Below are 20,463 nucleotides of genomic sequence, written 5' to 3'. Positions count from 1 at the left end.
CAAAAAAGCCGCTCACTTTAATTAAAGTGAGCGGCTTTTTTAATACCTATTAAATAGTGTTAATAGGCATTTTATGAAAGCTTATAAGCTTTCTATTTTAGTTTTTTGCTCAAGTAGCTTAGTTTTAGCATCGCTAAACTCAGCCAGTTTTGCATTTTCTTTAGCAAGTACAGCTTCAGGTGCGTTGTTTACAAACTTTTCGTTAGCGAGTTTGTTCTGCACTTGTGCTAGGCCTTTTTCTGCTTTTTCGAGTTGCTTATTAATACGCGAAAGCTCGGCTTCCACATCAATTAAGCCCGCCATTGGGATCATGATCTCAAGGTTGCCAACATAAGACGTTGCACATGCTGGTGCGTCGTCTTTGTTTTCAAGCATTGTAAACTCTTCAATTTTTGCAAGTGATGCTAAAAATGATTTGTTTTCTTCAATGCGTCGCACGTCGTCGCTCGATGCATTAGCAAGTAATACGCTAAGTGGTTTACTTGGACTAATATCCATTTCACCACGAATATTACGAATAGCTAAAATGAATTGTTTAACCCACTCTAAGTCGTCCATTGCTTTAGCATCAACGCTTGCTTCATTATATACAGGGAACGGCTGAACCATAATGCTGGTGTTTGCTGTTTCAAGGCCTGCAAGTGGTGCAACACGCTGCCAAATAGTTTCAGTGATGTATGGCATCATTGGGTGCATTAAACGCAGTAAGCTTTCAAGTACGGTAATAAGTGTATTACGTGTACCACGTTGCTGCGCTTCATTACCTTTAAATAATACCGGCTTAGTTAGCTCTAAGTACCAATCACAAAATTGGTTCCAAGTGAATTCGTAAAGTGTGTTAGCAGCTAAGTCAAAACGGTAGTTATCTAAATGCTCTGTGTAGGTTTTAATGGTTGCTTCATATTGACCTAAAATCCAGCGGTCAGCTAATGAAAGCTCCGTTTGAGCACCGTTTGCAAAACCACAGTCTTGCTCTTCTGTATTCATTAATACGTAACGGCTCGCGTTCCATAATTTGTTACAGAAGTTACGGTAACCTTCAAGGCGGTTCATATCCCAGTTAATATCACGACCGGTAGATGCCATTGCAGCAAGGGTAAAGCGAAGGGCGTCGGTGCCGTGTGCTTCAATACCGCCTGCAAATACTTTACGCGTATCTTTTTCGATTTTAGCGGCAAGTTTTGGCTGCATCATGTTACCAGTACGTTTTTGTACTAGGTCTTCAAGTTCAATGCCGTCAATCATGTCTAGTGGGTCAAGTACGTTACCTTTTGACTTAGACATTTTATCGCCATTGTCGTCACGTATTAAGCCAGTTACATACACAGTTTTAAACGGGACTTGTGGTTTGCCATTTTCGTCTTTTACAAAGTGCAGCGTCATCATAATCATGCGCGCAACCCAGAAGAAAATAATATCAAAACCAGTTACCAACACGTCAGACGGGTGGAAGGTTTTTAAATCATCGGTATTTTCTGGCCAACCTTGTGTAGAGAAAGTCCAAAGCGCTGATGAGAACCACGTATCAAGTACGTCTTCGTCTTGGCTTAGCGTTACGTTATCTGCAATGTTGTTTTCACGGCGTACTTCAGCTTCGTCGCGACCAACAAATACGTTACCTTCATTGTCGTACCAAGCTGGGATACGATGACCCCACCAAAGCTGGCGTGAAATACACCAATCTTGTACGTCGTTCATCCACGAGAAGTACATGTTTTCGTATTGCTTAGGTACAAATTGAATATCGCCGTTTTTAACAGCGTCTTTTGCCGGTTCAGCAAGTGGTGCAACACGTACATACCATTGATCGGTAAGTAGTGGCTCAATTACCACGCCAGAGCGATCGCCGTAAGGAACCGTTAAGCCATGGTCTTCAATTTTTTCAAGTAGGCCTAGTTCTTCAAATTCAGCCACAATCGCTTTACGCGCAGCAAAACGATCAAGCCCGCGCAAGCGCTCAGGAATTGGCGCATCAAACTCAAGCTCTTTACCGTCAAAAGTGTATGTTTCACCTTGGGTTAAAATAGCGGCGTCTTTATCGAAAATGTTTATCATCGGCATTTGATGACGCTTGCCCACTTCGTTATCGTTAAAGTCGTGCGCTGGGGTTATTTTTACACAGCCCGTGCCTTTATCTTTATCGGCATGTTCGTCAGCAACAATTTTAATACGACGATTAACGATAGGTAATAAAATCTCTTTACCGATTAAATCTATGTAGCGTTCGTCATCAGGGTTTACTGCAACACCCGAGTCGCCAAGCATGGTTTCTGGACGAGTTGTTGCTACTACTATGTAGTCTTTTCCGTCTTGCGTTGTAACGCCATCAGCCAGTGGGTAACGTAAGTTCCACATGTGGCCTTTTTTGTCTTTGTTTTCAACTTCAAGATCAGAAATAGCAGTGTGTAATTTAGGATCCCAGTTTACTAGGCGTTTACCACGATAAATTAGGTTTTCTTTGTGAAGGCGTACAAACACTTCTTTAACGGCTTCAGATAGGCCATCGTCCATGGTAAAGCGTTCACGATCCCAATCAACCGATGCGCCAAGGCGACGAAGTTGTTTGGTAATAGTGCCGCCCGATTCTTTTTTCCATTCCCAGATTTTATTAATAAAATCTTCGCGGCCTAAATCGTGGCGTGTTTTGCCTTCTTCGGCATGCAGTTTACGCTCAACTAACATTTGCGTTGCAATACCTGCGTGGTCAGTACCTACTTGCCATAATGTGTTGTTACCTTGCATACGTTTAAAACGCGTTAGGGTATCCATTATTGTATCTTGGAAGGCGTGGCCCATGTGTAAGCTACCAGTGACATTTGGCGGCGGGATCATAATTGAATATGGTACGCCTTTGCCAGATGGCTTAAAGTAGCCTTTTTGTTCCCAGTCTTGATATAGAGACTGTTCAATATCTTGCGGATTGTAGGTTTTATCCATTACACAGAACCTTAAATAAGTACTTAAATTAGTTGGTTAGTTTGCCTGATTGGCTAGCTATTAATATCTTGCGTGGTGAGATTGGCACCGAGTTGGCGTAGCTTTTTAAAACGCTCGCGGGCTGCTTGTTTAGCCGCTGCTTCTACGGGTACAAAATCAAAAACTTGGTTAAACCGACGAATGTAATCCGGTAATTGAGTAGCCAAGTTAATTAAAACTTTACGATTGCCAACAGGTGGCGTAATACCAATTTCTACAGGTGCGCCGCCTTTAGGGCCTTCACCTTGTAAATTATGTGGCACAAAACTATCTGGATCGAATGCCCAAATTATTTCATCAATGGCACAGGCAGCTTCGTTATCGTTAACACAAATAAACACACGCTGCCCATTTCGATACTGATCGGCCGCAATTTGAGCAGCCAAAGCAAAATGATCGTCAGCCTTCGCTTTAGACTCATCTTGTTGCTTTAGAACGAAAAATTTAGCGTTCATGTTCATTGTATCGGGGTTTCCCATGACATTGAATGCATACCAAATTGATATACATAAATTAAGAGGCAGATTTTGCCATATAACGGGGTTTGCTTCAATTAATACACAAATAAATAAGGCGCCAAACGGCGCCTTATAAGTAGCTAAACAGTGTGTTTAATCTTGAGCGGCTTCACTTACGCCAGCTCTATTTAATAAATACTGAGTAAGCATTGGAACAGGACGGCCCGTTGCGCCTTTTTTAGCGCCACTGCGCCACGCTGTACCCGCAACATCTAAATGCGCCCAATGATACTTTTTAGTAAATTTAGACAAGAAACATGCCGCAGTAATAGTACCCGCAGAGCGTCCGCCTAAGTTTGTAAAGTCAGCAAATGGGCTCTCTAGTTGATCTTGATAGTCATCCCATAACGGTAACTGCCATGCGCGGTCGCCACTTTGCTCAGACGCTTTTAATAAATCGTGTGCAAGTGGGTTATGGTTTGATAGTAAACCAGTCGCATGCGCGCCAAGGGCTACAATACAAGCGCCAGTAAGTGTTGCTACGTCAATAACCGTATCTGGATTAAAACGTTCAACGTACGTTAGTGCGTCGCACAATACTAAACGACCTTCAGCGTCGGTGTTTAACACTTCAACTGTTTGCCCCGACATTGTTGTTAAAATATCACCTGGGCGATACGCGTTTGAGCCAGGCATGTTTTCACAGCCAGCTAAAACACCAATAACGTTAATTGGCAATTGCATTTGTGCAAGTGCACGCATTGCGCCAATAACACCTGCAGCGCCGCCCATGTCGTATTTCATTTCGTCCATGCCTTCGCCTGGTTTTAATGAAATACCGCCTGAGTCAAACGTTAAGCCTTTACCAACAAGTACAATAGGGGCTTGGTCGTCAGCGGCGCCTTTGTAGTTAATAATCGACATAATTGATTCGTTATCACTACCTCGGCCAACAGCTAGGTAAGAATTCATGCCTAGTTCTGCCATTTGCTTTTCGCCAATAATATCAACAGTGATGTTGTCAAAATTAGTTGCCAACTCTTGTGCTTGCTCGCCTAAGTACACTGGGTTACAAATATTTGGTGGCATATTAGCCACGTCTTTACATAGCTTACTACCTGCAGCAATGGCTAAACCATGCTCAATGGCACTTTCGCCAATCGTTAGTTCGCGTCGTGTTGGTACGTTAAACACCATTTTACGAAGTGGGCGACGAGGGTCTACTTTTTTACTTTTTAATTGGTTAAACGTATATAAGCAATCTTGCGTTGTTTCTACTGCTTGACGAACTTTCCAGTAAGTGTCGCGACCTTTAACGTGTTGCTCTGTTAAAAAGCAGACTGCTTCCATAGAGCCTGTTTCGTTTAAGGTATTAATAGTTTTAGAAATAATTTGTTTATATTGCTTATCATCAAGCTCGCGCTCTTTACCACAACCAACAAGCAATATACGCTCGCTTAATACATTAGGTACATGATGCAATAATAAAACTTGGCCTGGCTTACCTTCTAAGTCGCCACGGCGAAGTAAATTAGAGATATAGCCATCACTAATTTTATCGAGTTGTTCACCAATGGGGGATAACCTACGTGGCTCGTAAACGCCAACCACAATACATGCGCTGCGCTGTTTTTCTGGGCTACCACTTTTTACGTTAAATTCCATTGTCACTCCTGATTTTGAGTCATTTAAGTTAGTAAGTTGGGGCTAAAAAAGTATTTTCTAGTCTTATCTACGTAACTTATGTGCGGATAATTTTAATTTTAGCTGATTTTGCTAGACTCTTACTGTGTAATTGAACTTTATATGCTTAAGGGCTACTAATGCAACATTATATCGTGCACTTAGGTAGGATAATTAAATTTGATGGCTTATAATAATAGCCTATTTGCCGGTATTAATTGGGTAAAATAGCTATTTAACTATTCAATTCTCACTATCGTAGTGAAATTCCATGTTTAACAGGGGCGAGCATTGCTAATTTTCCGTTATTTGACCGCTGAGGTTTTAAAATCGCAGGTCGCCGTATTTTTAACTTTAATGACAATCTTTTTGTCACAAAAGTTAGTTGGTATTTTAGGTGATGCCTCTGAGGGCAGCATTCCTGCTAAATTAGTGCTATCGATGATTGCACTAAAGCTTCCACAACTAGCCTCGCTAATACTTCCGCTGAGTATATTTTTAGGCATTATTTTGGCTTACAGCCGTATTTACGCCGATAGCGAAATGACCGTACTTAAAGCCTGTGGCGTAAGTGAATGGTATGTTGTGCGCGTAACGCTTATATCAAGCGTTGGGCTTGCCATATTAGCCGCTGCATTGACTATGTATATAGCGCCGTGGGCAAGCGAGCAAGAGTATCAATTGAAAGAACAAGCCAAAGCCGATGCGGGGTTATCTGCACTAAGAGCTGGGCGGTTTCAAGAAACCGGTAACGAAAAAGCCGTGGTGTTTATTCATAATATTGAAAAAGGCGGCAAAGAGCTCAATAAGGTATTTGTTGCACAGTTACCTGATAGCGAAAAAGGCAATCTAGCGCGCTTAGTATATGCACAGCAAGGTGTTGTGGTTGAAGCCGTAAATGGTGAGCAACAGCTAGTACTAACAGACGGTAAACGTTACGAAACAGACGGCACAACGCCTGCACTTAATTTAACAGAATTTGACGGTTACAGCGTACAAATACGAGAACAAGAAATAGAGCATCAACGCCGTAAATTAGAGGCTGTGCCAACTAACCAATTATTGGCTATAAACACTCCTGAATCTATTGCTCAATGGCAATGGCGACTCGCTATTCCGTTATCAATCCCGCTACTTACCTTACTGGCAGTGCCACTAAGTGTGGTTAATCCTCGCCAAGGTAAATTTGCAAAACTAGTGCCTGCTATTAGCTTGTACTTAGGCTACTTTATTTTACTAAATGCCGCTAAATTTGCAGTTGAAGATGGCAAAATCCCGCCTTCAATCGGCTTGTGGTGGATTCATCTAAGTGCCTTGTTTATAGGTGGGTTATTAATTATAAAAGGGCGACCACTGGGCGCTTGGCTTAAAGCCGTTGTAACTAAGCGGGAGTTAGGCTCATGATGAAAACGCTTGATTGGTATTTAGGCCGCAGTATTTTACAAACTACTGGCTTTGCATTGCTGGTACTTGTTGGTATTAGCACCTTAATTAAATTTATCGACCAGTTAAAGTCGGTAGGGCGCGGCAGTTACGACTTAATGACCGCAATGCTTTACACGCTTTACACAATACCTGGCGATTTAGTGGTGTTTTTTCCGATGGCCGCGCTAATTGGTGGCTTAACGGGTTTGGGGGCACTTGCCTCAAACAGTGAGCTGGTAGTGATGCAAGCCGCTGGTATGTCGCGCTTACAAATAATTGGTTCAGTGATGAAAACGGCCATATTTATGGCTGTATGCATGATGGCACTTGGTGAATGGGGTGCACCTGAAGCGCAATTACACGCTAAAGAAATGCGAAACCAAGCAATACATGGCGGCGATGTGTTTAATACACAAAAAGGTGTATGGGCTAAAGACGGCAATAATTTTATTAATATTGAAGATGTTGATGAAAACGGCAGGCTCAACGGGGTACACATGTACCACTTTGATAAATCGTTAGAGCTTACCCAGATTACTAAAGCAAGAGATGCACTGAGCCGAAAAGAAGGTTGGCTACTTCGTGACGTAAATAAGGTTATTATTACTAGCGAAAAAACCACAACAGAGCAATTACCAGAAGAGTTTTACCCTTCGCAACTCACAGCTGAAAAGTTAGGGGTTGTTTCGGTAAAACCGGAGTCACTTTCATTTACTGGGCTTTGGTCGTATTTAAGTTACTTAGAGCAAAACGAACAAGACACAAGTACCTATGAGCTTGCTCTATGGCGTAAGTTGATGCAGCCAGTATCTGTTGCGGTAATGCTGCTGGTGGCGCTCTCGTTTATATTTGGCCCACTACGTACCGTTACTATGGGCGCACGTATTATTATGGGTGTTGTAACGGGGATTGTGTTTCACTTAACTAATGAAATATTTGGCCCTGTAGTTATGGTTTACCAAATACCTGCCATTATAGGTGCGGTATTGCCCAGTATTATATTTATAGGCTTTGCGACATATTTGATGAATAAACGGGTATAGAGTGCCTATTCATAGCATGAAAAAGGGTGACCAGTGGTCACCCTTTTTGCTTTTTAATTACTGCCTAACTACCGCTTAACTCACGATTTGAAAGCTGGTATTAATCAAGCTCACTATAAATACGTCTGTTTTCTTCTTTAGTAAGCGCAATAACTTCTGTTTTAGAGATGTAATCTTGCAGTGCTTTTTTGTTTTTAAAATCTACTAACACCACCAAATTACCTAAACCGAGTAAAGCGCTAACGCTGCGGATAATTGATTGCGGCCAGCTAATTAAATTACCCTCAAGAGTTTGTACTTTTAAACGCCATGCACGCATGCCAATGGTTTGCCCGCTTTTAGTCCAAAAGTAGCCAAAAAATACTAAGGTAACAATAATTAAAAGAGCGGTACGAATACCCGAAAGAAGATTTGAATTTTGAATAAAGGCAGATACATCCTCTGCGCCGTTTAAACTAATTACATCGAGAGAAATAAGCCCTTGTACTGCAAATAAATACAGCACTACAGTTAACATCGCAAACGCAATAATGGCTAACGTATCGTAAACTAACGACGCAAAACGGCGCCAAAAACCAGCACGTGGAAACTCACCCGACATAAATACACTCTCACTATTAATATGCGAGCTAGTTTAGCAAAAAAGCTTACAAATACTAAGACATGTTAATGCTTAGAGAGGGAATTGATTTTATTGCTTTAAGTTATTACCTACAGGGGAAATGAAAAAGACCCTGCTATTGGTAGCAAGGTCTTTTAATTTATAGCGGATTTAACCTAGCTTTATAGCAAGGTATTTTATGTCGTCACCACTTATTTGCGGTAAAAAATAAATATCGCCGTATTTAAAATACTGCTGCGAGTTAATTATTACGGCCTGTGCTGCCTGAGGCAATGAATCGTAAGTTTGGCCCAAGCTATAATCATTCACATTACCCACTTTTATTGCCTGATTAAGACGGGTTGGTGGCTCATCAACCACTGTATAACCGTCATTATTTGCGACGTAATACACGTTTTGATATGTGTAGTAGGTGGTATTGTGATGCTTAAAATGCCTGTAATTTCTTGGTAGCGTATTTATACGCAGGCCTCTAGGTGGCGTAACTACGTGGTAGCCTCTTCTAGCTTTACGGTAGTAAAGGCCGTCGTTAAACGTAAACGAAATACCATTAAATCTAATCGATGCGCTATTGCGTGGTAAATGGTTTATAAATCGATTTTGTCTGTAAGCGACTGAATTATTATGGTTTGTTAAGTAGTTATATTTGCGCTGGTTGTAGCGGTATTGTTCACGCTTTTCCTGCTTGTACTTAGCAAGTTTACGTTTTTCTTGCTTACGGTCTTCTCGTTTTTCTTTTTTATGCTCAATACGCTGCTTTTTTTCATGGCGGCGTTCATCGCGTTTATATTCAACACGTTTGTCGTGGTCACGTTTAAAGCTTTTATCATTCTCTCGCTCGTTTTGTGCTCCAAGCGCAGAGCCTGATACTGCGCCAATGGCGAGCAGTGCAGGTAGTAAAAAAGTAAGTTTCATAGTATTGCCTCGTTTATGTTTTTACATAACTGGGTTCAATACTAGCGGTTCAAACTGAATGTTAACTGACATATAACAGCAAACGGAGCTATGCTTACAGCTTTTTACATTTTACTGACAGTTATTGACATACTTAGTTATTTTTGACGATTTTTGAGGGTGACTCTGTTCTTTGTAAGTATATTTATTACGAGAGATATTTTAATAATTTTGCTATTAAATTATGTATTTGGACTTTTTTGTTGTGCTTAGAAAACGTTATTTCCGTGCATTTTAGATGGGAAAATACCAATAATAGAGTTTAAATGGTGTAAAAAGCTAAGTTTGCGGCGCGTTGTTTATTGCCGCAAACATGACTTTATATTTTAAAGTGCGCATTTATCTTTTAATAAATTTAAGGCTAGGGTGATACGTTATGACATTAACTTTAACAAATGCTGTGTTATTAACGTTTCTTTTAACAACTTTAACTGGAACATACTTGATTACCTTAGTTTGGTTAATTTTTTTCAGTTCTCGTTTTAGCTGAACCTTTTTATATTCTTGCTTTGTATATCTATCATGTGATGCTGCAAATGCAGAACTAGATAAAGTGCCAATAACTAATAGTGCCGGTAGTATAAATGTAAGTTTCATAATATTGCCTCGTTTGTGGTTAACATGGCTAGTATTGACGTTTGAAACTGAATGCCAACTGCATGTAAGGGCAATACAGGGAGGCTTTACACCCTTTTACTTATCTTTACTATTCTTGACGATAATACCAATCCGCAGTAATACTTAATCAGTTTGAGGGATTAAATCTAACGTTAACTCTATTAAAAAATAACTGCTATACGGTTGCATAAATGCAGAAGGTAGAGCAATGCAAGAGCAATTGCCGAGAACAACTAATAACAAATTTAGCAGTGTTATCAACACCGTTTTCTTACCTCAAAACAGGTAGCTTAATTAAGCTACTTGGTATAAAACCGTATTGGTTTTATACCAATTTTATATCGTTTAGAGTTTACATTAGCTACTTTTCATAAAACGGGTAATCGCTATAACCCACTTCGGTGCCGCCATACATAGTCGCTGCATCGGCTTCGTTAAACGTCCAATTATTCGCTATACGCTCTGGTAAATCAGGGTTAGCTATAAATGGGCGACCAAATGCAAATAAGTCACCGTAACCTTCGCCTAAAATACGAATTGCCTTTTCTACTGTATATTTACCAGCATAAATAATTCGACCAGAGAATTCAGCTCTTACCGCTTTGTAAAACTGTTCTGGTAAATCAGGGGCGTTATCCCAATCAGCTTCCGCAATTGATAAGTAAGCAATGCCAGCTTGCTCAAGCACTTTAACGGCTTGTACATAAGTATGGTGAGGGTTTGATTCTACAAGTCCTAGATACACTCGTGTTTCATCTGTGCTTTCAAATAAAGGAGCAAAGCGAACACCTAAACGATCAGAGCCTACAACGTCACTTACCGCTTCAACTATCTCTTTTAAAAAGCGCAGGCGGTTAGTAAGTGTTCCACCGTATTGATCGTCACGATTATTAGTGTGCTCAGAAATAAACTGATTAACTAAATAGCCGTTAGCACAATGAAGCTCCACACCATCAAAACCTGCTTCTAAAGCATTGCGTGCAGCTTGAGCATACATATTTACCAGTTCACCAACCTCAGCAGTGCTTAGGGAACGGGGTTCACTTGGGTTAGCGAGCGCGCCCTCAGTAGGTGCGGTTTCAATAAATACTTTTACATTGTCAGCAACAATATCTGAAGGGCCAACCGGTTTATCTGCATTTGGTTGTAGCGACGTGTGCGATACACGGCCTACATGCCAAAGCTGAGCAAAAATAACACCGCCTTTAGCGTGTACGGCTTTTGTTACTTTTTTCCAGCCTTCAATTTGTGCTTGCGAGTGAATACCAGGGGTCCAAGCGTAGCCTTGACCTCGAGGTTCTATTTGCGTGCCTTCGGTAACCATAAAGCCAGCCGACGTGCGCTGCGCATAATATTCAGCCATCAATTCATTAGGAATATTACCTGGCTGAGTGCTGCGAGAGCGTGTTAGTGGTGGCATTACAATACGGTTTTTAAGCGTGAAAGGACCAAGTTCTACAGATGAAAATAACGTGTTGGTATCTGAAATAGGGTGATTCATTAAAACTCTCTCTTAAAGCAAACTTAATGGCTTATTACCTCGCATTTAACGAGGTGAAATATTGTGATGGGCTTAATCAGCAATTCGCTGCTTAAGCAATGTTGGTAAGGGTAGAGTTTTAAAGATACAATTTGAAACAACAGTTTTTTGTTTTAGATACAATTATGAATGGTATTAATAGGCTCGATATTAAACAGCTCAGAGTGCTTAACGCATTACTTGATTTAAAAAACCTTTCGCAAGTGGCTCGTAAAATGGGTTTAACTCAGCAAGCAATTAGTGAACAGTTACGAAAACTGCGCGACTTATTCGATGATCGTTTATTTATACGCCAAGGTAATAGTATGGTGCCGACCCCTAAAGCCCTCGCTATGCAGCAGCCTATTATTCATATATTAAAACAACTAGAAACCTTGCTAGAGCCAGAGTTATTTACACCACAAAGCTACAAAGGTGTATTTACTATTAGTGCGACCGATTATGCAACGCAGGCATTATTGCCTCAGCTTTTTAATATAACTCGCCGCGAAGCACCGGGTTTAAAGCTTATAGTGCGCGACTTTGCATCCGACAACGTTAATCAACTTATAACCGCAGGCGAGCTTGATTTGCTTATAAGCTTTCCTGAGTTTATTCCTGACAACTTGGCGTATGTCACTTTGCTAGAAGAGCAGCACTTGTGTATTACTGGTTGTAAAAATGAGTTTGAAAATGAGCCCTTAACACTTTCGCAAATTGCAGCGCACCCGCAGCTGGTGGTGTCGCCTTCGCGCGCTAATTTACGCGGATCACACGATCAATGGTTTGCTAATAAGGGTTTAAAGCGAAATATTGTTATGTCGGTACCGAGCTTTTCAGCAGTGCCCGACATTTTACATACAACCGATATGTTGGCGTTTTACCCATCAAGATTATTACCAAACAGCAAAGTTAAACAGCTTAAAACGCAGGCGCTACCACCTACATTTAAAGTAATAGCCGCATGGCACCCTCGTACTAACAACAGTCCAATTCATAAATGGTTGATAGAACAACTACAAAACTTATAAAGCGTTATTTAACCGTTCTAGTAAGCTAAATAATTTATATCACACCAGTTATTAAAAGTGACTATATAGCACTATCTTTAAAGGCACTTTTAATCTTGTGTCACTTCCTACTAATTTAAGCGAAATAAAAGCAATTATAAATTTAGATGCGTGTGTACATACACTGCATAGAATTAAGTCAACGGTAAGTATGGGTGTAATTGAGGTTATACAAGGTGAAAGCCCAGTAGATGCATTTAAACGAGCCGATACACATTTATATACAGCAAAGAATACAGGGCGCAATAGGGTTGTTTCATAACAAAATAACTTAGTGTATAAAATTTAATTTTTATACACGGTAATAATATATCAAGGATGATAAATATAAATACCGTAACAAACCATAATTTCTCTTTTATACAAAGAGCCTGTGCTTGGTTTTAGTATCAAAACAGTGATAATGACTAGGTAATGCTTAAAATCGTAGATAATTATATTCTAAAAATGGTCAATAGCACCTCTAAAAAAAATGATATTCAAAGCTTATTTTAGTAGCGGTTAGGTGCATAGATATAGTGCTTACGAGTGCTTAATTAAGCTAATAGACATAACGTAAACAATAATTTTTTACTGATTGATTAAAATAAATAAGTCTTAACTTTAATTGTCAGATATGTGCCATAAGCGGGCTAAGGAATCTTATTTTCTTATCGTTTACAGTTTATAGTTACATCAACACTAATGAAAAGACACTTAGCCAAATTAGCTGAAATGCATATGAAATTCGTTGATAGATACCTGGATTACTTTGAGATTTTACGGCTTTAACCATAGCAAATAGATAATAAACAGCAGCAATAACAGAAACAGCTGAAAAAATACGGAAGTATAGAGGGATAATTTCTGTGGTTGGGCTTATAGCTACTAATATTGGCGCTACAACTAGCGAAAGTAACATGATAAAACCAGCCCAAGAATGTACTTTACAATTAAAAGTTGGGTTCTTAGTAAATGGATCAGCGTCCATCGGAAAATAGCCTGCTACCCATGTACCAACTCCGTGAGCTATGACTAACCAACCTACAATATTTATTAAAATAGAAACGTTTGATAACTGCCCTAAATACCAGCCGAAAAAGCAAAACAAAAAGCCTAGGGGATAGTTATTAATTAAAGGAGACAGTTTTTCAGTTGGACTACCTGTCGCACCTAATTCACTACAAAATTGTTTAGAATGATCGTAACCTGCATAAAATCGACCTGCTACATAAACACCAATGAAGATCCAGATTGTGGCAATTAATCCTGAATAGACCGCAATACTTTTAAACACTATAAAACTCCCTTTGTGAACTAATAGCTTATCCTGTTCTATTTTGGTGGTTTGTAACACACTAAAATGGCGTACATTACATCCTACAATAATTCTATCAGTAATTACCTTTGTAAACAGCTAATTAAAATAGCCGAAAATCATGGCTTGTTATTTCGCACGAGAAACGGCAATTAATAATTTTATCGTACAAAGTCGCAATATCTATTCCCATAAATATAAATTAAATATTTTTCAATGTGCGATTATCGTTCTAAGTGGACTTCTGCAAAGTGCCATGAGCGGACGGTGGTAACGCCCCAAGCAGGGGATTTTAAGAGCGTTTTTCAGCGAGTAAAATTCCCGCTGACTTGGCTTGTTAGGTTGCTGGTCTACAACAAACACTATTGAGCCTCGACGCTGTGATAATCAGCTGATGTTTCATAACAATTGACACACACAACTGACATTTTATTAAAGGCTCGAAACTTCTCAGTCATACCATCTTCTTCATCAAACAAGGCTTCACATTTGGAACACCACGCTTGAAGGTCATTAGGTTCGCTAGAGTTTTCAATAAAGCCTACAGGTACACCTTCTGGTTTCAACAAATGGCAACAAACGACGGCTGCAACTCGCTTACCATGTTCGCCACAATCAACATACATTGGTTCAATCTCAGTGCTCATATGCAACCTAACAACTCTATCAGAGGACACTTTCCCTTTGTTAGCGCGAAAACGTCCTTATTGTATGAGTTTCTATTAATAGCAAATAGTGTAAGTTATTGCCATCTATAAATATTAAGCTTAGGAAAGGTTATTTTACTATGTGAAAAAGAGGGAGGTTTTCACTTATTCTTACTAAGTTAATGACGACTCACCTGAATGGTCGGTTATCGCTCTTTGCCGAAGTTCGGCTTAGTGCCAATAGCGGTCATTGAGATGTAACTCATTTCTGCCTTCAAATGAGCTAGGGCGAGCTTAAAGCTCAAAAAGATGACGAGACTGATAGGGACTCTAAGAAACGCTACCTTCCTAAAATAGGGACCTAAAAATAACCGGAGTCGTTATGGTACATTTTATTTTTATTGAGTCGGAATTTATTTTATATATCAATGTGGTATTGTCAATGCTTGGGTTCGGTGGTTGATTTTTTACGTATAGCCTTCATAATAGAAGTAGGTTAATCGGAGGTTTATTATGTCTACAGCTGAAAAAGTAAGATCTGACATACGAAAAATGAAGCCTGGCACTGTTTTTTTGGTTAGTGATCTTAAAGCGTATAAAGAGTCAAAATCTGCTACAACAAAAGCTCTTGCATACTTCATGAAAAAAGATGAAAAAAATGATGATAGTTCAATTGGTAAGATTGCTGATGGATTATTTTATAAAGTTGAAAAAAGTAGGTTTGGTAATTTGCCGCCGTCCTATAGAGAAGTAATCCACGCTTTAACATACAGAAATAAAAGAAAGGTTGGCTATACAGTGGGACCTAGCTTGTTCAACAAGAAAGGGCTTAGTACCCAAGTTCCTTCTGTTATTACTATCATAACATCGAAGAATGCTCCCCATCATATTAATGCATATGGAATTAAAATTGAAGTAAAACGTACCAAAGAAACAGTAAGAGAAAAGGACATTGCTAGATATGAACTGGAATATATTTTAAACAACATTAGTAAAGTTCAAGATTTTGAGGGTGGCAGCTTATCTGACTCATTAGAGGAGTATATACAACATATTGTTGATGACTCCAAGAATTTGAGAAAGTTATATAAACACTTAAGTTATAAAAAAACCAAGGCTCTGTTCGGTGCAATTCTAGATGATTATCAAGAAAAACACGATGCAAATTTTGAGGGGTTTCTTTCTGAAATAAGGAACGATTTGAGCAGAAGAAGCCATTATCGATTAGGTAGTCTTTCTCGGCACGTAAAAAATAAAGATGAATGGAATATTACGTTTTGATTCTACATGAAGAAAAAAACCAAAAGGTATTTGATCAAGTAATACGATTCACAGCTGCTGAATTCAATGTACCTCAAGCTTATGTTGAAAAGGATTACTTCTTAACAAAATCTCTGCTTAATTTATCACAATCTTCGGATAAAGATTGCGTTGTATTTAAAGGTGGAACCTCACTTTCAAAGATATACAAAGTGCTCTATCGGTTTTCAGAGGATATCGATTTAGCGATCATTCCGGGGAATGAATGGGGTGACAATAAAATCAAGAGGGTAGTTAAGCGGGTTGTTAAAAATGCCTGCAAAGATCTTGAAGAGACAGGGGAAAGATTTAATTCAGGATCAAAGTTCAAGAAAGTAAGGGTTCGATTCCCACTAATTGATCCCAAGCAGGACCTTGGTGAAGTCCAAGAGACGATTTTAATCGAGTGCAATGCATTTACAACCCCATCACCTATTGAGAAAAAGCCAGTAAGAACGCTAATTGCTGAGTGGGCAATTAAAAGCGGAAACTCTGACATTATTAAAGAGTTTAACCTTCAGGATTTTGAGATTAATGTGTTGTGTTGGAAACGAACGCTCTGTGAGAAGATTTTGGGTTTGATGGCTGCATCTACGAGAGATTTACTACAAGACAAGGTTCGTCACTTCTACGATATCACATTAATGTTGCGCCATGATGAAATAAAGGAATTCACTAACTCAGATTGTTCTTTCTTTGAAATGATGGGGGTAACAGTACAGAATGATATTAACCATGCTGGAAGATTTGATATTCCTTGGATAAATAGTGACATAGGCCTCAACCAGCCTTTCCACGAGTTTAAAGTATGTTGGAAACTTGTAGAAGAAGCTTATTATGGTGATTTCGAGAAAATGGTGACTAGACCTGAGCGAAGCCCAGACATTGATGAGATTTCTGCTGCATTTAGTTTGTTACAGGCTAGGCTTGTCAGCTACTCAAATAGCTCTTTTCACCAAGATTGCTTACGCTCAATGAGCTAAAGACATAACAATAAAATCCAAAGGGATAAGGTGAAATCTCGATGCGCTCATCGCGATCTTACTTAGCACTTTTTGGACATTAGCTAAGTCACTATTGTCCATCGATGGGTTATGAATATAACTCGCCTTTGCCCCAATACAAGTTAGAGTAAATTCTTAATGATTGCTTTGAGCAATCAAGAGACGGTAGTTAGGGCTAATAAAAGCTCAAGCTTCCACACTACATAAAGCGGTGAAACCGAAAGCAGAGCAAGAGCTATTAATACCGCATTGGTCTTGTCAGTCATTCAAGGTAGGTATCTTACGATTTATTGGTGTCATGAATTCAGGTGTGACGGAAAATCACATGGTTAGAACGAGTTAGCAGCCTTACTTGCTTCATAAAATCAATGAGTTAACCTGCTAATTGCTCAGGCTGGAAACTATTGTGCGTGTAAAATATAGTTGCTTATCTAGCCAAATTTAGGTGTAATGGAAGCATAATCAACGCTGAGCAGTGCAGGGAAAGCTTAAATAAGGCGAGATACGCCAATGAAATTGGCTTACTATAGTTTTGGCCATAAAAAGCAAATTCCCATAGCATAAACAACACCAACTCTGATATAGCGAGCAGGTAGTGCCTCAGTTCAACAAGCGATTATGCAACACAAACTGCGTGTCGCATAAATACTAAAATGTTAGCAGTCAATGAGTATCAATCACATAAGGAGATGAACAAATAAAACAGGCTATTTTTATTTAAAAAGAGTAATTCTACAGCCTCAACGCCGCATTAAGGTGTGAGCAACGCTGCCATCTTACCTAATCCATTGCACCGAAAACACAAAACCCAACGATGGAATGAAGAATTCCAAGCGTTGGGAATCAGTCTTAAATGCTTTGTTAAACGTCTATTTTTGGGGAACTAATTCAATACACTTATCGAAAAACTCAAGCGCTCGACGGTGGCTGGATTTTTCAATGGAAAAATATTCCCCTTGAGCAAGTTCTCTCTTTTTATTTGGATCTTTGTACTTAAAAGCAGCAATGTCAAAATTTGCACAAAATACTGACTTTATGACTTTCTCTGTCTGAATGTAGCTACGAACTTGATACACCTCAGTACAGCTAAGCTCAGGATAAGAGTTGTGGTGATCCTTAAGCCTTTTTTCTAAATTAACATCAGACTTAGAACCACCAACTTTAATCAAGTCACTACCCAGAACAGCAAAGTAAACATACTCATTTTGATCATGATTTCTACGACTAATCAGCGGTGAGCTTATCTTTTCCTTTACCGCCTCAAAAATATTGTCAAGTGTAATTCTTGCTTCAGATTTACTTACAGAACAAAAAGACTTAATATCATCATGACTATAGCCGAAAACATTCTTGTTTACAGAACTGCATGCTTCAGTAAACGACTTTCCACTGCGAATAAACTCGCAAAGATATTTACATTCTTCTCTTCCAAACCAGATAGGAAGGTTATTAATATCAATGTCCTGCATCCAACTAAGATTTTCATCAGGATTAACGGAAAAGTATTTCTTAAACTGAGACTTTGCATTAGAGTATTTGTTGGTTTTCACATCATTGCTGTAATTATCTACAAAAGCTTGAATCAACGAATCTCCAGTCAATTCAACAGCTAGATTGAACCTGTGGACAAAGCCATTTGATTCGCGAATATAGTTTAGTGTTTCACTGTTAAAATCAAGTCCTTTCGGCAATCTGTCAATAGTCTTGATTTTCCATACATCACTGGAAAATGAATTAAAATCATGCTTTCCATCCGTTGAGTTTTTTATCTCCTGTCCAATCAAACTAGTTCTAAGATCTTTCCTATTATTTGGAAAGGCTCGGTTATAAAAAACATTAAGTACGGAACTTGCTGAAGATGAATTAAAAGGAACACAAGTTAAATATTCAACATTTTTTGCGAAACATTCACCATGTTCGGTTATTAGCACTCTCACAAAATTACTTACTGACACAAAACCCTCATAAGATCCATAAATACATCATTAAGCCCAAAGGAGCGTGGATCTTCCATCACCAATAGACGTTTAACAATTTAATAGTGCGCTCATCGCGCATATTTCTGCCGACGCTACGTTCATTTTTATACATAATATAGTTTTAACAAATAAGCTAAGGTATTACTATCACTAAGTTTTCTAAAACTTAAAAGAAAAGTTAAATAGAACAATATGCGCACGTCTCTAATTTTCATGAATATATGTGCAAAGAGTAGTTTAACCAATCAACTAACTCTTATATTTACCAATCTGAATGACTGGTTTTCGCTCTTAGCTGCCTCTCAGATGAACTCTAAGCTTATTAGTTAAAACGGAGATCTGATATGAGTTACTACAGCTAAAATTTAGCTGGGTGGTTAATTAGTTATTTCATCAAGTAAGTGCATTACACGCTCACTCGCGATTTCCATTTTATTTATATGTTTAATAGCGGCTTCTTTTTTACCTTCTTGTATCAATCGAAGTGCTTCGACTCCGTTTGTATGAACCTCGCTGTGTGGGGTTTCAAGCTGTTTGAATGCATTAGAATGTTTATAGTCAGCCGATTGGTCAGAATTATACCATTTACCTAATCTACACATTGTATGATCGCTAAAGCTTTCAATTGATTTGTTACTTTGCCCATTAGCAACAGCGTATACATCGCCTTTCCATACAATATGATCAAGCTTAACCGTTTGTATAAACGAGCGAGTAGCAGCTTGAGAAATCGTATTTTTCATATTACTGCAAAAGCCGATAATAGATGAGTAGTCGGTATTTAGAGATTCAAAGTTAATACTCAGTTGCGAGCTGTTTTCTTTAATACCATCAACAGAGGTAACGGTTTCGTTTGTTTTATTAATAATTTCATTAACTAAATCTGCAACCTCTTGCGCTGATTTATTTGTATTGGTTGCCAACACCCTAACTTCATCAGCAACTACGCTAAACCCTCTACCGGCTTCGCCCGCTCTAGCTGCTTCAATAGCTGCATTAAGCGCAAGTAAGTTAGTTTGATCTGATATTTTACTAATTGTTGAAACAAAGCCACTAATAGTGCCTGCCATACTTGCCAAGCCAGAAATATTAGTTGTCATGCTGCCCATTTTATTTGTCATTAAATCCATTTCTTCAACGATATGGCTGAGCACACTATTTGATTTTTCTAAAAGCGTATTAATTTTTATACTTACTTGGTTTTCTTCGTTAATTTTAAAATAAGACTCAAGAACAGTTTGTCTTATACCTTCTATTTGGTTAATGCACTCTATTGAGCTTGAAAGTAAAGAATGCGTAAATTGTTGCTCAAAATTATTAATCGGGCTGCTGAGTTCTTTTTTTAATGAGTCGTTTTCATTGGATAAAGTAATGTTTTTAGCGCGTAAATACTCAATTTCTTTTTGTAGTTCGTCATTTTTATTTTTTACCGATGAATACGTTTTACTTAAAACAAACATTTTTACGTCCTGAATTTTAATTAAATATTTATCTACTTTTTAATTATAGATGGTAATTTTATTTGAGCATATATTTATACTATTTAGGTGCTTGTGGTGTTTTTAAGCGTTATCACCAAAGCCCAACCACTCTTTAAATAACTTATTAAAACTAAAATTAAATAGGTTAATGCCATTTAACCTCTCCTTAACCCTCGACCGAATAAGCTATGTGCAATGGTATGAATTAGGCATAGTTAAATGGTTTATTTTAAAAAGCACTCAACCGGTTTGTTACTTGCACTTAGCTGTATGCTTGCTGCATGCAGTAGTCAGCCAAGCTATCAAGGTAATAGTACTGAGCAGTCGCTAAAACAACATGCAAACTGGCAGTACACACAAGTAACGCACAGCAAGTAAATTACATTAC

18 protein-coding genes are annotated in these 20,463 nt (G+C 38.7%); 7 read left to right on the top strand and 11 right to left on the bottom strand.

What is annotated here, in order from left to right:
• Positions 1 to 81: 81 nt before the first annotated feature.
• The 3 genes from P20429_RS00190 to pepA all read right to left on the bottom strand — a co-directional run bounded on the left by P20429_RS00190 (position 82) and on the right by pepA (position 5,099).
• Positions 82 to 2,937, bottom strand: a complete 2,856-nt coding sequence (locus P20429_RS00190) for a valine--tRNA ligase (protein ID WP_007587286.1) — start codon at positions 2,935 to 2,937, stop codon at positions 82 to 84.
• A 53-nt stretch (positions 2,938 to 2,990) separates the two neighbouring features.
• Positions 2,991 to 3,437 (bottom strand): DNA polymerase III subunit chi, encoded by a 447-nt coding sequence (locus P20429_RS00195; RefSeq protein WP_007587285.1) that lies wholly within the window; start codon positions 3,435 to 3,437, stop codon positions 2,991 to 2,993.
• Between the two features lie 150 nt (positions 3,438 to 3,587).
• Positions 3,588 to 5,099: a leucyl aminopeptidase gene (gene pepA, locus P20429_RS00200; RefSeq protein ID WP_007587283.1), complete on the bottom strand. Its 1,512-nt coding sequence runs from the start codon at positions 5,097 to 5,099 to the stop codon at positions 3,588 to 3,590.
• Positions 5,100 to 5,408: 309 nt separating this feature from the next.
• Here pepA and lptF point away from each other — a divergent pair, with 309 nt between their 5' ends.
• Both lptF and lptG read left to right on the top strand, forming a co-directional pair.
• Positions 5,409 to 6,521 (top strand): LPS export ABC transporter permease LptF, encoded by a 1,113-nt coding sequence (gene lptF, locus P20429_RS00205; RefSeq protein WP_007587281.1) that lies wholly within the window; start codon positions 5,409 to 5,411, stop codon positions 6,519 to 6,521.
• Positions 6,518 to 7,585, top strand: coding sequence for an LPS export ABC transporter permease LptG (lptG, locus tag P20429_RS00210; protein ID WP_007587278.1), 1,068 nt, complete (start codon positions 6,518 to 6,520; stop codon positions 7,583 to 7,585). The genes lptF and lptG overlap by 4 nt, the downstream gene beginning before the upstream one ends.
• Before the next feature lie 100 nt (positions 7,586 to 7,685).
• Here the strand turns inward: lptG and P20429_RS00215 are convergent, their stop codons facing one another.
• From P20429_RS00215 to P20429_RS00230, 4 genes are all read right to left on the bottom strand, one after another.
• On the bottom strand, positions 7,686 to 8,186 hold the full coding sequence (locus P20429_RS00215; protein WP_007587274.1) for an RDD family protein: 501 nt from the start codon (positions 8,184 to 8,186) through the stop codon (positions 7,686 to 7,688).
• Positions 8,187 to 8,357: 171 nt separating this feature from the next.
• Complete coding sequence (locus P20429_RS00220) at positions 8,358 to 9,122, bottom strand: DUF6515 family protein (RefSeq protein WP_007587273.1); 765 nt, start codon at positions 9,120 to 9,122, stop codon at positions 8,358 to 8,360.
• 378 nt (positions 9,123 to 9,500) lie between these two features.
• Complete coding sequence (locus P20429_RS00225; RefSeq protein WP_007587272.1) at positions 9,501 to 9,758, bottom strand: hypothetical protein; 258 nt, start codon at positions 9,756 to 9,758, stop codon at positions 9,501 to 9,503.
• Positions 9,759 to 10,140: 382 nt separating this feature from the next.
• Positions 10,141 to 11,280, bottom strand: coding sequence for an alkene reductase (locus tag P20429_RS00230; RefSeq protein ID WP_007587270.1), 1,140 nt, complete (start codon positions 11,278 to 11,280; stop codon positions 10,141 to 10,143).
• Between the two features lie 131 nt (positions 11,281 to 11,411).
• Here P20429_RS00230 and P20429_RS00235 point away from each other — a divergent pair, with 131 nt between their 5' ends.
• Together P20429_RS00235 and P20429_RS20790 are read left to right on the top strand one after the other, a co-directional pair.
• Positions 11,412 to 12,329: a LysR family transcriptional regulator gene (locus P20429_RS00235; RefSeq protein WP_007587269.1), complete on the top strand. Its 918-nt coding sequence runs from the start codon at positions 11,412 to 11,414 to the stop codon at positions 12,327 to 12,329.
• A gap of 97 nt (positions 12,330 to 12,426) precedes the next feature.
• Positions 12,427 to 12,630, top strand: a complete 204-nt coding sequence (locus P20429_RS20790; protein ID WP_007587267.1) for a diguanylate cyclase domain-containing protein — start codon at positions 12,427 to 12,429, stop codon at positions 12,628 to 12,630.
• A gap of 408 nt (positions 12,631 to 13,038) precedes the next feature.
• Here the strand turns inward: P20429_RS20790 and P20429_RS00245 are convergent, their stop codons facing one another.
• Positions 13,039 to 13,644, bottom strand: coding sequence for a DUF998 domain-containing protein (locus P20429_RS00245; protein WP_007587266.1), 606 nt, complete (start codon positions 13,642 to 13,644; stop codon positions 13,039 to 13,041).
• Positions 13,645 to 14,027: 383 nt separating this feature from the next.
• Positions 14,028 to 14,312 carry a hypothetical protein gene (locus P20429_RS00250; protein ID WP_007587265.1) on the bottom strand — a complete coding sequence of 95 codons (285 nt, stop codon included), beginning with the start codon at positions 14,310 to 14,312 and terminating at the stop codon, positions 14,028 to 14,030.
• A 513-nt stretch (positions 14,313 to 14,825) separates the two neighbouring features.
• Here P20429_RS00250 and P20429_RS00255 point away from each other — a divergent pair.
• Entirely contained in the window at positions 14,826 to 15,593 is a 768-nt protein-coding gene (locus P20429_RS00255; protein WP_007587264.1) for a DUF6088 family protein, read from the top strand.
• On the top strand, positions 15,575 to 16,594 hold the full coding sequence (locus tag P20429_RS00260) for a nucleotidyl transferase AbiEii/AbiGii toxin family protein (RefSeq protein WP_007587252.1): 1,020 nt from the start codon (positions 15,575 to 15,577) through the stop codon (positions 16,592 to 16,594). Before P20429_RS00255 ends, P20429_RS00260 begins: the two co-directional genes overlap by 19 nt.
• Before the next feature lie 890 nt (positions 16,595 to 17,484).
• Here the strand turns inward: P20429_RS00260 and P20429_RS00265 are convergent.
• Both P20429_RS00265 and P20429_RS00270 read right to left on the bottom strand, forming a co-directional pair.
• Positions 17,485 to 18,570, bottom strand: a complete 1,086-nt coding sequence (locus P20429_RS00265) for a hypothetical protein (protein ID WP_007587251.1) — start codon at positions 18,568 to 18,570, stop codon at positions 17,485 to 17,487.
• A 401-nt stretch (positions 18,571 to 18,971) separates the two neighbouring features.
• Entirely contained in the window at positions 18,972 to 20,054 is a 1,083-nt protein-coding gene (locus P20429_RS00270; RefSeq protein WP_007587250.1) for a methyl-accepting chemotaxis protein, read from the bottom strand.
• A gap of 240 nt (positions 20,055 to 20,294) precedes the next feature.
• On the opposite strand from P20429_RS00270, the gene P20429_RS20955 reads away from it, so the two are divergent.
• Complete coding sequence (locus P20429_RS20955; RefSeq protein ID WP_007587249.1) at positions 20,295 to 20,453, top strand: hypothetical protein; 159 nt, start codon at positions 20,295 to 20,297, stop codon at positions 20,451 to 20,453.
• The last annotated feature ends 10 nt before the right edge of the window (positions 20,454 to 20,463 follow it).

The sequence above is a fragment of the Pseudoalteromonas sp. BSi20429 genome, assembly GCF_000238895.1.
Taxonomy (GTDB): domain Bacteria; phylum Pseudomonadota; class Gammaproteobacteria; order Enterobacterales; family Alteromonadaceae; genus Pseudoalteromonas; species Pseudoalteromonas arctica.
This window is presented reverse-complemented; position numbering and strand designations above follow the sequence as displayed.

Bases quoted from the DNA above. Each gene is read 5' to 3' on its own strand.
- P20429_RS20955 (WP_007587249.1), top strand. From the start codon at position 20,295: ATGGTTTATTTTAAAAAGCACTCAACCGGTTTGTTACTTGCACTTAGC.
- P20429_RS00255 (WP_007587264.1), top strand. From the start codon at position 14,826: ATGTCTACAGCTGAAAAAGTAAGATCTGACATACGAAAAATGAAGCCT.
- P20429_RS00230 (WP_007587270.1), bottom strand. From the start codon at position 11,280: ATGAATCACCCTATTTCAGATACCAACACGTTATTTTCATCTGTAGAA.
- P20429_RS00270 (WP_007587250.1), bottom strand. From the start codon at position 20,054: ATGTTTGTTTTAAGTAAAACGTATTCATCGGTAAAAAATAAAAATGAC.
- P20429_RS00220 (WP_007587273.1), bottom strand. From the start codon at position 9,122: ATGAAACTTACTTTTTTACTACCTGCACTGCTCGCCATTGGCGCAGTA.
- P20429_RS00260 (WP_007587252.1), top strand. From the start codon at position 15,575: ATGGAATATTACGTTTTGATTCTACATGAAGAAAAAAACCAAAAGGTA.
- P20429_RS00215 (WP_007587274.1), bottom strand. From the start codon at position 8,186: ATGTCGGGTGAGTTTCCACGTGCTGGTTTTTGGCGCCGTTTTGCGTCG.
- pepA (WP_007587283.1), bottom strand. From the start codon at position 5,099: ATGGAATTTAACGTAAAAAGTGGTAGCCCAGAAAAACAGCGCAGCGCA.
- P20429_RS00250 (WP_007587265.1), bottom strand. From the start codon at position 14,312: ATGAGCACTGAGATTGAACCAATGTATGTTGATTGTGGCGAACATGGT.
- lptG (WP_007587278.1), top strand. From the start codon at position 6,518: ATGATGAAAACGCTTGATTGGTATTTAGGCCGCAGTATTTTACAAACT.
- P20429_RS00225 (WP_007587272.1), bottom strand. From the start codon at position 9,758: ATGAAACTTACATTTATACTACCGGCACTATTAGTTATTGGCACTTTA.
- P20429_RS00190 (WP_007587286.1), bottom strand. From the start codon at position 2,937: ATGGATAAAACCTACAATCCGCAAGATATTGAACAGTCTCTATATCAA.
- P20429_RS00195 (WP_007587285.1), bottom strand. From the start codon at position 3,437: ATGAACATGAACGCTAAATTTTTCGTTCTAAAGCAACAAGATGAGTCT.